The organism is Reyranella sp., assembly GCF_965227665.1.
Lineage (GTDB): Bacteria > Pseudomonadota > Alphaproteobacteria > Reyranellales > Reyranellaceae > Reyranella.
This window is the reverse complement of the sequence record NZ_OZ245767.1, coordinates 2,515,587-2,527,930: the sequence shown is the minus strand read 5'-3', so window position 1 is coordinate 2,527,930 and position 12,344 is coordinate 2,515,587. Positions and strand designations below refer to the sequence as shown.

The following is a 12,344-nucleotide window of genomic DNA, read 5'->3' as shown; positions in this document are numbered from 1 at the left end:
TCACGCTCAACCGTAGAATATTAGGAGATGAGGCCAAGCGCCCGATATGTATGCCGGATCCTCGCGGAGTGTCCGGCGTGCAACCCGCGCCAGCCCGGGTTTGAGCACAAGCTTCTCGCGGGCGCTTGCGGCGAGCAGAACGGGAGCAAAAAGGCCCGCAAAATCTGTGTGCGATCTCGTTTCGACTTCGGGGGGAAGCCTTACACCCGTTGATGCGAGGTGCGCCCCGAGATCGTTGCGCGCATCACCGCCCCGCCTGTCTTGTTCTCGGATGTAGGCATTCGTCAATTCGACAAATGACGGAATGTCGCCCGTCTGCGCCATCGGCAGTCCGGCCATCTGAAGAATTGCTCCAAGTGCAGGCTCTAGTTCAGTGAGTTCGTCACACGCTTTACGCAACCACCCCATCGCCTCGCTCATGGCTTTCTCCTTGCCAAGAGCGCCTTCCAGCGCGGCCATCAATGCTGCGTATTGATGGTTTGCCACCGCCTGCCAAAAGCGGAGGGGCAAGGCCAGCCATAGGAACGGCAGTTCACTCTGCAAAGCCCATATGATCCTGCGCTCGTCTTTATCGCGAGCGGTGAGCAGCAGATGGATGAGGGCTTCGGCGCTTGAGGGCAGCAGCTTCAGGGCATCGAAGGCGCTTGCCGGAAGGCCGTTGAGATTGGTGGCAGCGGCCCGTAGCCACTCAATCTCATCCGGTCCGCACTGGCCGCGTCCGATGCAGTTTAGGGCGTCCACGATGGCGCGCTGACGCTGCTCGTAGTCCGCCATCGTCAAGGCCGAAACCAGAACCCCGCGGTAGGCATCGGGAGCGCCGGGCTGCAGAACCGGGACGGGCCGTGAAACAACATCGACGCCGTCTCTCAGGTAGACGAGGCAGAGTCCTTTGCATCGCTCGGGGAGCTGCCAGACTCCTCCTTCCTGCGGCTCCAATGCGTGCTCATGTCGCGGATCCAGGACCATTCGCGCCACTGGCATGGCGTCGGTGCGGGTCGAAGCCGGAAGCCAATGCACCATGCCGTGGTGGTGGGCAAGCGGCCCGTGGCGGTAGCGGCTTATGCGGATCGGTGGCCGCGTGTCCCCAACGAAATCGATCTCCACCTGGTCATCCTGGTTCGGCATCGTCGCGAGCGTCTCTTCGATCGCTCCGCGCAGAATGCCGAGCGGGAGTTCGCCATCGACGATGGTTTTGATGCTGCCTGATCTGGAACCCCTGGCGCCGAGTTGAAGGACCGACTCGCGGGGGGACACGGCGACTGCGCCGCGCAGCATGCCAATATCGATCTGGCGGCCAGGCGTGAGGATCGTACCGTCCGCCAGCGCGATCACGGCGTCGCGGCCGACCAACCGAACAATCACATCAAAGGGATGCCCGACGGGCGGCCGCAGGGTCATTGGCAGGCGATAGATGGGGCGTTCGGTAAACCGGATCGCAAGATTTTCGGCGTCGGTCGCATCCACCGCGCAGGCGGTCTCACGGACGGCGGCGGTCCATCCGGGCAGTCCCTGAAGGCTGATGATGCCACTCAGCGCACTCTTCATGGTGCCGACGATGCCAGCCTCACTCGGCACAAGCGCCAACTGCCGCTTCTCGATCTGTATGTATGAGAGCGGATCGCGCCAGGACAATTCCATCAATCCGGCGCCGACAAGTGGCCCGGAGAGCGCATTCCACTTGCCTCCTGGCCGCCGTACAAACAACTCGCCAGCTCGCGGCGGCCGCTGTTTCTTGCCCTCGTTGATCAAAGGTCGTACTGGCGATGCCACTAGCTCCCAGTCATCATTCGCCAGCAGGAAGCCGGCCGGAACGAGTGAGCTTAGCTGCAGTTCGTGCTCGCGTTCGTCGGAAGCCGGCTCGACCCTGAATCGCACCGCTTCATCCTCACCGCTGCGGAAATACGTGGTCGCGATCACGTGAGCGAGGTTGCGGCCCAGCGATGGAATGTGTTCGACTTCAACCACGGCCCCATCGGCAGCAGGATCAATCGTCCAATCGTGCGGGACGAGAACGTAGAGGGTCTTGGCAGGAGCGTTTACCGACCCTGCGCGCAAGAAGCGAAGCAGCGGTTCGTTCGGCGTTGAACCTTCATCGAGCGCGAACACCAAGACGTCTGACCGCAGCGCATCACCTCGCGGCCATACCCAGGAACAAGGAGCACAGTCAGGCGAGCTTAGCGTCGTCGTGACAGGCGCCGTGAACGGGAAGTTGGTCATGAGCTTGGCAGTGCGCGTATAGGGGCGCACCCGCCAGCGCCGCTGCTCGCCAAAGGGTGGTTCGAATAGTGCGACCTCGCCGGCAAGATGATTGGCGAGCTCACCTGTTGCTGTTGCACGAGCGCGGCTCGTGGCAGGCAGCCCGGGCAACTTTGCCAGCGGTACTTCGCCGTTTGCCAGCAGCTGAATTGCAGACCGCCATTCGCCGTCGCGTTTGACCAGATAGCGCCGGATCTCGACACCTTCGGTGGTGAGGCCGGTCATCTTCTCATCGAGCAATCCGGTTAGCAGCTCGGCAACAAGGGCTTCATCCGCTGCCGGAACATAGATCGGCAGTTCATCCCGCCAGCCCGGATGCTTGGCGTCCAGAAGAGCGGAGTTGCGGACGCCTGCTGTACTTTCGGCTTCCGCCTTGCGCCGCAGCGCGAGGAGGCTCGTTGCAAGCTCCGAGCATAACGCGACGAAATCGTCGTGCTGATAACTCTTGCGCATTCGACCGCGCTCTTCTTCGGCGATCGCAAGAATTTCTTCGGCGGCGTCGACCCGCCAAGCGACGGCCCGGCGCATGATCGCGCGCAGATACTCCTTCAGCCAGCCGCGCGCGCCTTCTGCCAGGACCCGGACCGGAAAGCCGCCCTCCAGCGCGACAGTGAGAAGAAACTCGCGGACATTGCCGCTCTTTCGCAGAGGCCGCCGCCAGTACTCCAGACCGGCGCTCGTCGCCGCCTGCTTGCTGCCATAAGGTACGGAAGGAAAGTGATCAGGTGCCAAGTCGTCCCAGCGAAGAAGCGTTGAGTCTGACTCACGACGGAACCACTCAGCGCAGTACGCGACGAACAACGCACCAGAGCGGCGGTCTGGCTCAAGCAGACGACCGGTGCTGGCCAAGCGCCCCAGTATCCGCTTCGCCTGATCATATTCGCTATCCGCCATTCTGTAGCGGTGAAGAGGCCGTTCATCTGGGCGTGTGAGCTTCCGAGCGGCGAGAAAGGCATGTAGCCAATCAACAGCCGATTCCAATGGCGGGGCTGCGCGTTTGAGTCCAGTCGGTGACGCCGCCTTCATGAGGGTGCGGCGAGCTATCAATACTCTTACATGCAGATCATTCGCAGCGTCGCTATTTCTTCGCTTGAGCTCTTCATTGATCGCGCCGAGAAACTCGACGTCGCTGCTCCTCTGCTGGAACATCTCATCGAGCTGCCCTTCGTTCAGAAGAGACAGATCCATAATTTCCTTGTCTCGCCTGTTCTCCATCCATTGCCCCCATGGGAACCATGGACGAAAATCGTTTGCAGGCAAACCTCAATTTTCTAACAGAGGTAACGGTCGACATGGCGCATATACAACCACTTGGGACTGAACAACTTTCCCTGCGGCGGCCATAGGAGTAAGCGACCCTTGCGTCGCAAGGGCATCAAATTCCGAGTTCTCTTGGATTCCGCCGTATGGCTGAATGACGCCGACGGCCACAGCGATTATCTAGGAGGTCCTGCCGTGAAGTTTGAATGGGGGAGTTTGCTCCGCCCATCATGACCTGACATCAACGCCACTTCGGATTGGCGATGGCGATCTTGTCGGCGATGGTGGCGTCGAGATGGGCCATCAATGCCGCGTCTCTCTCGTCGCGCTCGCCGGTGCGCAGCTGGCGGGCCAGTTCGCGGTTCAGCTCCTCGAGCGTGGCCTCGCGGCCGAGCAGCGCGACGAGACGCTCATGCTCGCGCGCATCGGCGACCGGTCCGAGGTGTACCTCGCGTTCCAGGATGGCGAGCGAGTTCACGGCGACCCGCATCTGGAAACCCAGCCGCGGCTCGGTGCGGTCGAGGGCAGGCGTCGCTTCCTCGCGCAGGAAGTCGGCGATGGCCGCCAGAAGTTCGGCGGCGGTGGGGCGGTCCTGGGCCACGATCAGACTCCCTGCTTCAGCAGTTGCAACAGGTCGACTTCGGTCTCGACGGCGCGGCGGCCGATCGAGGCATGCTCCATCGACTTTATGGACCCCGAGAGATGCTTCCAGGCCTGATTGAGGCAGATGATGCCCCAGTGGACGGTGCCGAAGACTTCCCACCAGTGCGCGCGCACCGGATCGACCTGGCCGCCCCCGGCGCGCTCGTAGGCGGCCCACAATTCCTCGCGGCTGCCGAAGCCGCCGGCCGGCCTGTCGATCGCCCCGAAGCGCCAGCTCTTCACGCAGAGCCAGCCGAGATCCTCCACCGGGTCGCCGAGATGGGCGAGCTCCCAGTCGAGGATCGTGGTCACGCCGGTCTCGTCGACCAGGTAGTTGCCGGTGCGGTAGTCGCCATGCACCAGCACCGGCCGCTCGAGCGGCGCGGGCTTGCGGCGGTCGAGCCAGGTGAGGGCCAGTTCGAACACCGGTTGCGGTTGTCCCAACGCATCGAGCGAGCGGCGGAGCTCGGCGATATGGTCGGCGGCCTCGCGGCGGGGGAGGGGCGGCAGGGCGGCCGGATCGGTCGCGTGAATGCGGGCGAGGATCTCGCCGAGCTGGCCCGCGATCTTCCCGCGCGCGGCCGCGTAGGGCGCATCGCGCAGCAGCTTGCGGGCAATCGCGATGCCGCCGACCCGGCGCATCACGTAGGCCTCGCCCAGCCCGTCCTGTGGCGTGAGTTCGAACAGCGGCTCGGGCGAACGCACGCCGGCCTCATGGGCGGCGCGCAGCACGCGGAATTCGGTCGCGCGGTCAATGGTGACGGCGCGTTCCCGCTCGGTCTTGCCCTGGGCCGGCGGGTCGCGGCGCAGGATCAACGCGTGGCGCTCGCCGCTCACGACGGCGTCGAAGCTCCAGGTCTGGCGGGAGGCGCCGCCGGACTGACGGGACAGGGCTTCGATGGTGGCGGGGGCGCCGAAATGGCGACGGGCCGCTTCGGCGAGGATGCGGGCGACAGTTTCTGCTTCGGATGGCATGTGAACGTTCATTTACCGGCACTGTGGCACAGCCTCCGCCGCATGGTAAGAGGACCGCGCCAACTGGGGAGATCAGCAAAGTGTCGAGTGCCTTCGCCGCGATGAACGGCCTGTTCCTGGAAGACCTCAAGCCCGGCATGTCGGCGATGTTCGGCAAGACCGTCACCGACGCCGACATCGTGGCCTTCGCCGGGGTGTCCGGCGATACCAACCCGATCCATCTGCACGATGGCTTCGCGCGCACCACGCGGTTCGGCCAGCGCATCGCGCACGGCATGCTGAGCGGCTCCTTCATCTCGACCGTGATCGGCACCAAGCTGCCGGGACCGGGCGCGGTCTACATTTCACAGACGATGAACTTCATGGCGCCGGTCCTGGTCGGCGAGACCATCACGGCCGTGGCCACCATCACCGCCATCGACGACAAGCGCCGCCGCGTCACGCTGAAGACCCAGTGCCTGAACGGCGACAAGGTGGTGATCGACGGCGAGGCCGTCGTGCTGGTGCCGCGGCGCGACGCGGCCTGAGCGATCCATGGTTCCGGTGTTCGACGACTGGCATTCGGTACCGACCGAGTGGACGGGCGGCGTGGTGGCGCTCGGCAATTTCGACGGCGTGCATTGCGGTCACCAGGCCCTGCTCGCGCATGCGCGGGCGAAGGCCGCTGAACTCGGCGCGCCGCTGCTCGCCTTCACCTTCGAGCCGCATCCACGCGGCTTCTTCGTGCCCGACACGGGACCGTTCCGGCTGACGCTCGCACCGGCCAAGACGCGGCTGCTCGCCGAGCATGGGGTGAAGGCGGTGCTGGCCCAGCATTTCGATGCAGCGTTCGCGGCCCTGCCGGCGGCCTCGTTCATCGGGGACGTCCTCGTGGAGGGGTTGCGCGCCCGACATGTCGTCTGCGGTTACGACTTCACCTTCGGCGCCCGGCGCAGCGGCAACGTCGAGATGTTGCGGGCCGAAGGCAAGGCGCGCGGCTTCGACGTCTCGGTGCTCGATCCGGTGACGCACGAAGGCGAGATCTATTCCTCGACCCGCATCCGCGAGGCGCTGCGCCACGGCTGGGCGCGCGAGGCGGCCGGTCTGCTGGGGCATCAATGGGAGATCGAGGGCAGGGTCGAACTGGGCGACCAGCGCGGCCGCACCATTGGATTTCCGACGGCCAACGTGGCGCTGGGCGAGCATCTGCGTCCGCGCTTTGGCGTCTATGCCGTCCGCGCCCTGGTCGACGGCGAATGGCGCGACGGTGTCGCCAACCTCGGCAAGCGACCGACCTTCGGCAAGCTGCAGGAGAATTTCGAGGTCCATCTGTTCGACTTCGCGGGCGACCTCTACGGCAAGGTGCTGCGGGTCGCGCTGATCGACTTCATCCGGCCGGAGATGAAATTCACCGGCCTCGACCAGCTCAAGGCCCAGATCGCGGCCGACGGCGAGCGCGCCCGCGCTATCCTCGCGGCCTGAGCAGACCTTCGAGAAAGAGATCGAGCGCGGCGTCCATCGCCGCGAGCGCTTCACCCGACGACGATACCCCCCATTGCGGCAGGTGTCCGTCGATGCGCATGCGGGCCAGTCCGTAGACGAGCGCGCGCGCGGCGAGCGTTGCGCCTGCAGGTGCTCCCGTTGCATCGAGCAGGCGGCCCATCAGCGCCTGGATGTCCTCGTTGTCGCGCTTCATCGAGGACGAGCTCTCATAGTCGATCAGCCCGCGATTGGAGACGACGGCGAAATGGGTCGGATTGTCGGAGGCCCACTGGAGATAGGCGCGACCGATCGCCCTGAGCTGCACGAGTGGCGGCTGGTTGGCGACCAGCTCGACCGCTGCCACGACTGCGGCATGCAGGCGGCGAGTCGCTTCCTCGGCCACCGCTGTCATGAGGACGGTCCGGTTGGGGAAATGGCGGAACGGCGCGCCTGATGAAACGCCGGAGCGTCGTGCCGCTTCGCGCACGGTGACGGCCTCCGGCCCGCCCTCTTCGACCAGCCGCAGCGTCGCTTCGATCAACGCCTCGCGCAGCTTGCCGTGGTGATAGGTGCGGCTGGGCTTCTTCTTCGCTTTGGCAACCGGGCGTCTGGCCATCCGCCCAGGCTAGCATCACGCGCATGTGAATGTAAGCACTGCATACACTTCATTGACGGCTATTCGCATCGTAAAGTAAGCGTCGCTTACATATGGAGGATGCCATGACGAGGACGCGATCGCTGGAAGGCTGGCCTCTGCTGGGTCTGTTGTCCCTGCTCCTGCTGGTGATGGCTGCGGTCTGCCTCGCGGCCCACTCATACGAGGTCGCGGGCGTGCGCACGGTGATCCGCGCGACCGCGCGCACGTCGCTCGTCCTGTTCGCTCTGGCGTTCGGCGCGCAGGCGGTGCTGACGCTGTGGCCGTGTGCGCTGACGCGATGGCAGCGCCGCAACCGCCGCCAGCTCGGACTGGCCTTCGCCGTTTCGCATGCGATCCATGCGGCCGCGATCCTCGCCTTCGCCCGTATGGATCCGCAGGGCTTCCTCCAGCATGTGACGACGGGAACGCTGGTGAGCGGCGGCCTGGCCTATGTTGTCATCGTGGCCATGGCACTGACCTCGTTCGACCGAACGGCCGCCTGGATCGGACCGGCAGTCTGGCGGACGCTCCACTGGTGGGGTGGCTACTATCTCTGGGTGTCGTTCATCGTGACCAACGGCAAGCGCATCGGTCAGAGCCCGCTCTACGCGCTGCCGGTCGTCCTGATGCTGGTCCTGCTGGCATTGAGGATTGCCGCGCGGCGGCGAACGAGGATGCTGCCGCGTCCGGCCTGACAGCATGCGGAACGCAGACGGGCGGTCGCTCCTGAGCTATTGATGCCGTCCTCTGACGAGGAGAAGGCGGATGAAGGCGTCGGAAGCGGGAGCATTCTGGGAGCGCAACGCCGAGACTTGGACGCGCCATGTGCGCGCCGGCTACGACATCTACCGCGACGCGCTCAACTCTCCAGCCTTCCTCGACGCATTGCCGGCCATCGAGGGACGGCGTGGTCTCGACATCGGCTGCGGCGAGGGCGCCAACACGCGGCATCTCGCGCGGCGCGGCGCGCGCATGGATGGCATCGACATCGCGCCGACGTTCATCCGCCATGCGCAGGCGGCCGAATCCGCTGCGCCGCTCGGCATCTCTTATGCCGTGGCTGATGGCATGGCGCTGCCCTTTGCCGAGGCGACCTTCGATTTCGCCGCGGCCTTCATGTCGCTCATGGACATGCCCGACACGGCGGCCGTCCTGGGGGAGGCGTGGCGCGTCGTCCGGCCCGGCGGATTCCTGCAATTCACCATCGTGCATCCCTGCTTCTCGCCACCCCATCGCAAGGTGCTGCGCGATGCCCTGGGGAACCCGCGCGCCGTCGAGGTCGCCGATTACTTCAACGGCCGCGATGGCGAAGTGGAGCGCTGGGGCTTCGGAAGCGCGCCGGCTTCGGAAAAAGCGGTGAGCCCGCTGTTCGAGGTGCCGCGCTTTCACCGCACGCTGTCGCAATGGGTCGATTTCGTGGTGGGCGCCGGTTTCGTTCTGGAACGCATGGTCGAGCCTTGCGCCAGCCCGGAGCTGGCGGCGGCCCAGCCGGTGGTCGCCGATACGCGGGTGGTCCCCCAGGCGCTGATCGTACGGGCCCGGCGGCCCGCAGCATCCTCGGGCGCTCCTTGACCCCCCGGACCCCCATCCCTAGATTGCGCGCCCTATGTTCACCAGGGCTTTCCAGGAGCGAATTACCCGCCCGGTCCGCTGACCGCGGCCGGGTCGTCTTGCCTGCCAGCGGCCACCCGACGGGTGGCTGGAATTTGCTCCCTCCTGCGCCGAGTTTCTTGTGACAACTGATTATAAATCCAGCGTTTTCCTGCCCAAGACCGACTTCCCCATGCGTGGCGGCCTGCCGAAGAAGGAGCCCGAGCTCCTGAAGCGCTGGGCCGACATGAAGCTGTGGGAGCGTATCCGCAAGGAGAGCCGGGGGCGGCCCAAGTTCGTGCTTCACGACGGCCCTCCCTACGCCAACGGCAACCTGCATATCGGCCACGCGCTGAACAAGATCCTGAAGGACCTCGTCAGCCGCACCCAGCAGATGATGGGCAAGGACAGCCACTACGTGCCGGGCTGGGACTGCCACGGGCTCCCGATCGAGTGGAAGATCGAGGAGCAGTATCGCGCCAAGAAGCAGGACAAGGACCAGGTCCCGATCGTCGAGTTCCGGCGCGAGTGCCGCGCTTTCGCCGATCACTGGATCACCGTGCAGCGCGAGGAGTTCAAGCGTCTCGGCGTCGACGGCGACTGGGACAACTACTACTCGACGATGAAGTACGAGTCCGAGGCGGTGATCGTCCAGGAGCTTGGCAAGTTCCTGCTGAACGGCGGCCTCTACAAGGGCTCGAAGGCGGTGCTCTGGTCGGTGGTCGAGAAGACCGCGCTGGCCGAGGCGGAGATCGAGTATCACGACCATACGTCGGACACGATCCACGTGCGCTTCCCGGTCGTGCACTCGAAGGGCGGCAAGCTCGACGGCGCCTCGATCGTGATCTGGACGACCACGCCCTGGACCATGCCGGGCAACCGCGCGCTGGCCTACGGCGAGGACATCGCCTACGCGCTGGTCGAGGTCGCTGCCGTCGGCGAGGGCAGCAAGGCCCGAGTCGGCGAGAAACTGGTGCTGGCGCGCGACCTGGTCGATGCCGTTGCCGAGGAAGCGAAGTTCACGCCGAAGATCGCGGCCGAGGTCGCGGCCGAGGATCTCGAGGGGCTGATCGCCGCCCATCCGTTCCGCGGGCAGGGCTACGAGTTCGACGTGCGCCTGCTGCCCGGCGGCTTCGTGACCGCCGATGCCGGTACCGGCTTCGTGCACATCGCGCCGGGCCATGGCGCGGACGACTATGAACTCGGCGTCGCCAACGGCGTCGAGGTGCCGGACACGGTGGCCGAGGATGGCACCTACTATCCGCACGTCCCGCTGTTCACCGGCAAGCGCGTCTACACGCAGGAGGGCAAGAAGGGCGACGCCAACCGCACCGCCATCGCCCTGCTCGACGAGGCCGGCAAGTTGCTGGCCTCCGGACGTATCACCCATTCCTATCCGCATTCCTGGCGGTCCAAGGCGCCGGTCATCTTCCGCAACGCGCCGCAATGGTTCATCTCCATGGACCGGCCGATCCCCGAGATCGGCGGCACCCTGCGCGAAAAGGCGCTGGCGGCGATCGACGCGACGCGCTTCGTGCCGCGCGCCGGCTACAACCGCCTGCGCTCGATGATCGAGACGCGCCCCGACTGGAACGTCTCGCGCCAGCGTGCCTGGGGCGTGCCGATCGCGGTGTTCGTCGACAAGAAGACCGGCGAGCCGCTGCGCGACGCACAGGTCATGGCGCGCATCGTCGAGGCCTTCCGCGCCGAGGGCGCGGATGCCTGGTTCGAGAGCCCGCCGGAGCGCTTCCTGGGCAACAACTACGACCCCGCCGATTTCGAGCAGGTGACCGACATCCTCGACGTCTGGTTCGACTCCGGCTGCACGCACGCCTTCACGCTGGAAGGCAACGAGCGGCTGAAGTGGCCGGCCGACCTCTATCTCGAAGGCTCCGACCAGCATCGCGGCTGGTTCCATTCCTCGCTGCTCGAAAGTTGCGGCACGCGCGGCCGCGCGCCCTATGACGGCGTGCTGACGCACGGCTTCACGCTCGACGAGCAGGGCCGCAAGATGTCGAAGTCGCTGGGCAACATCACGGCGCCCCAGACGGTCTGCGACCAGTATGGCGCGGACATCCTGCGTCTCTGGGTGGTCGGGACCGACTACACCGAGGACCAGCGCATCGGGCCGGAGATCCTGAAGCACCAGGCGGAAGCCTATCGCCGCCTGCGCAACACGCTGCGCTATCTGCTGGGCAGCCTCGAAGGCTACTCGTCGGACGAGACGGTGAGCTTCGACGAGATGCCCGAGCTCGAGCGCTGGGTGCTGCATCGCCTGGCCGAGCTGGACGGGGTGATGCGCCGCGCGGTCGACGATTACGACTTCCATACGATCGCGACCGAGCTGCACAATTTCTGCGCCGTCGATCTCTCGGCCTTCTATTTCGATATCCGCAAGGACTCGATCTACTGCGATGCCGCCGACACGCCGCGCCGGCGTGCGGCCCGTACCGTCATGGCCGAACTCTTCTCGTTCCTCACGGCCTGGCTGGCGCCCATCACCTGCTTCACGGCCGAGGAGGCCTGGCTGGCGCGGCCGGGCGACATGCCGGACGGCAAGGCCGAGAGCGTTCACCTGCGCCTCTATCCCATCATCCCCTCGGCCTGGCTCGATGCCGCGCTGGGCGAGAAGTGGAAGGCCGTGCGGGCGTTGCGCCGTGTCGTGACCGGCGCCCTCGAACTGGAGCGCGCCGAGAAGCGCATCGGGTCGAGCCTGCAGGCCGCCCCCGTCGTCTATGCCACGCCGGACTATCTGAAGGCGTTCGAGGGTCTCGACCTGCGCGACTATTGCATCACCTCCGGCGGCACGCTGGTGTCAGGCGAGGCGCCGGCCGGCGCTTTCACCCTGCCTGACGTGCCCGGTGTCGCCGTGGTGCCGGCGCTCGCCGAGGGCACCAAGTGCGCGCGCTGCTGGCAGGTGCTGGAGGAGGTCGGCAAGTCGCCGGCCCATCCGCTGCTCTGCCTGCGCTGCGAAGAGGCGGTGGCTGCATGAGACGGATCGACCGCCAGGCGATGGCCCTGCTCGTCGTCACCCTGGTGGCCGACCAGGTCTCCAAGCAGCTCCTGCTCGGGTTCCTGCTGAAGGCTGGCTACATCGTGACGGTGATCGACGGATTCTTCCGGCTGGTCGTCGTCTGGAACCGCGGCGTGAGCTTCGGCCTGCTGGGGGGCGATCAGGCTTTGCCGCCCTGGGTGCTCTCGGGGGTGGCGATCGCCGTTTGCATCGGGCTCTTCCTTTGGCTGCGGCGAACCGACCGCCCCCTCACCGGATGGGGCATCGGCCTTGTCATGGGGGGAGCCATCGGCAATGTTATCGACCGCGCCCGTTGGGGGGCGGTGTTCGATTTCGCCGATTTCCACATAGGACATTGGCATTGGCCCGCATTCAATGTCGCGGATGCGGCCATCGTGGTCGGTGTCGGCCTCATGCTGATCGACTCGCTGCAGGGCGAAAAGAAACCGGCGCCCTGAAGCGGCCATGATCGGCGGACAAAAGTTTACGACCAAGGACGGATGATGAAAT

10 protein-coding genes are annotated in these 12,344 nt (G+C 65.7%); 6 read left to right on the top strand and 4 right to left on the bottom strand.

The genetic code is table 11. The annotated features are described in order from the left end of the window. Window positions 1–6: 6 nt before the first annotated feature. From ACO07I_RS12270 to ACO07I_RS12260, 3 genes are all read right to left on the bottom strand, one after another. The gene (locus ACO07I_RS12270; protein ID WP_422017658.1) at window positions 7–3,444 is read right to left on the bottom strand and encodes an STY4851/ECs_5259 family protein; all 3,438 of its coding nucleotides are present in this window, start codon (window positions 3,442–3,444) and stop codon (window positions 7–9) included. A 313-nt stretch (window positions 3,445–3,757) separates the two neighbouring features. Then, on the bottom strand, window positions 3,758–4,117 hold the full coding sequence (locus ACO07I_RS12265; RefSeq protein ID WP_422017656.1) for a DUF6285 domain-containing protein: 360 nt from the start codon (window positions 4,115–4,117) through the stop codon (window positions 3,758–3,760). A gap of 2 nt (window positions 4,118–4,119) precedes the next feature. Continuing rightward, on the bottom strand, window positions 4,120–5,133 hold the full coding sequence (locus ACO07I_RS12260) for a phosphotransferase family protein (RefSeq protein ID WP_422017654.1): 1,014 nt from the start codon (window positions 5,131–5,133) through the stop codon (window positions 4,120–4,122). Between the two features lie 80 nt (window positions 5,134–5,213). Here ACO07I_RS12260 and ACO07I_RS12255 point away from each other — a divergent pair, with 80 nt between their 5' ends. Together ACO07I_RS12255 and ACO07I_RS12250 are read left to right on the top strand one after the other, a co-directional pair. Next, on the top strand, window positions 5,214–5,660 hold the full coding sequence (locus tag ACO07I_RS12255) for a MaoC family dehydratase (protein ID WP_422017652.1): 447 nt from the start codon (window positions 5,214–5,216) through the stop codon (window positions 5,658–5,660). Window positions 5,661–5,667: 7 nt separating this feature from the next. Beyond that, window positions 5,668–6,594 carry a bifunctional riboflavin kinase/FAD synthetase gene (locus ACO07I_RS12250; protein ID WP_422017650.1) on the top strand — a complete coding sequence of 309 codons (927 nt, stop codon included), beginning with the start codon at window positions 5,668–5,670 and terminating at the stop codon, window positions 6,592–6,594. Here the strand turns inward: ACO07I_RS12250 and ACO07I_RS12245 are convergent. Then, complete coding sequence (locus ACO07I_RS12245; RefSeq protein ID WP_422017648.1) at window positions 6,578–7,210, bottom strand: TetR/AcrR family transcriptional regulator; 633 nt, start codon at window positions 7,208–7,210, stop codon at window positions 6,578–6,580. The two genes, ACO07I_RS12250 and ACO07I_RS12245, sit on opposite strands and share 17 nt — an antisense overlap. A gap of 104 nt (window positions 7,211–7,314) precedes the next feature. On the opposite strand from ACO07I_RS12245, the gene ACO07I_RS12240 reads away from it, so the two are divergent. The 4 genes from ACO07I_RS12240 to lspA all read left to right on the top strand — a co-directional run bounded on the left by ACO07I_RS12240 (window position 7,315) and on the right by lspA (window position 12,292). Beyond that, window positions 7,315–7,926: a hypothetical protein gene (locus ACO07I_RS12240; protein ID WP_422017646.1), complete on the top strand. Its 612-nt coding sequence runs from the start codon at window positions 7,315–7,317 to the stop codon at window positions 7,924–7,926. Window positions 7,927–7,996: 70 nt separating this feature from the next. Then, window positions 7,997–8,803 (top strand): class I SAM-dependent methyltransferase, encoded by an 807-nt coding sequence (locus ACO07I_RS12235; protein ID WP_422017644.1) that lies wholly within the window; start codon window positions 7,997–7,999, stop codon window positions 8,801–8,803. A 211-nt stretch (window positions 8,804–9,014) separates the two neighbouring features. Next, window positions 9,015–11,813 carry an isoleucine--tRNA ligase gene (gene ileS / locus ACO07I_RS12230; RefSeq protein ID WP_422018239.1) on the top strand — a complete coding sequence of 933 codons (2,799 nt, stop codon included), beginning with the start codon at window positions 9,015–9,017 and terminating at the stop codon, window positions 11,811–11,813. After that, the gene (lspA, locus tag ACO07I_RS12225) at window positions 11,810–12,292 is read left to right on the top strand and encodes a signal peptidase II (RefSeq protein ID WP_422017642.1); all 483 of its coding nucleotides are present in this window, start codon (window positions 11,810–11,812) and stop codon (window positions 12,290–12,292) included. The genes ileS and lspA overlap by 4 nt, the downstream gene beginning before the upstream one ends. The last annotated feature ends 52 nt before the right edge of the window (window positions 12,293–12,344 follow it).

Excerpts from the sequence above, each read along its gene's own strand:
- ACO07I_RS12270 (WP_422017658.1), bottom strand. The coding sequence starts at position 3,444 with ATGGATCTGTCTCTTCTGAACGAAGGGCAGCTCGATGAGATGTTCCAG.
- ACO07I_RS12260 (WP_422017654.1), bottom strand. The coding sequence starts at position 5,133 with ATGCCATCCGAAGCAGAAACTGTCGCCCGCATCCTCGCCGAAGCGGCC.
- ACO07I_RS12250 (WP_422017650.1), top strand. The coding sequence starts at position 5,668 with ATGGTTCCGGTGTTCGACGACTGGCATTCGGTACCGACCGAGTGGACG.
- ACO07I_RS12245 (WP_422017648.1), bottom strand. The coding sequence starts at position 7,210 with ATGGCCAGACGCCCGGTTGCCAAAGCGAAGAAGAAGCCCAGCCGCACC.
- ACO07I_RS12240 (WP_422017646.1), top strand. The coding sequence starts at position 7,315 with ATGACGAGGACGCGATCGCTGGAAGGCTGGCCTCTGCTGGGTCTGTTG.
- ACO07I_RS12235 (WP_422017644.1), top strand. The coding sequence starts at position 7,997 with ATGAAGGCGTCGGAAGCGGGAGCATTCTGGGAGCGCAACGCCGAGACT.
- ileS (WP_422018239.1), top strand. The coding sequence starts at position 9,015 with ATGCGTGGCGGCCTGCCGAAGAAGGAGCCCGAGCTCCTGAAGCGCTGG.
- lspA (WP_422017642.1), top strand. The coding sequence starts at position 11,810 with ATGAGACGGATCGACCGCCAGGCGATGGCCCTGCTCGTCGTCACCCTG.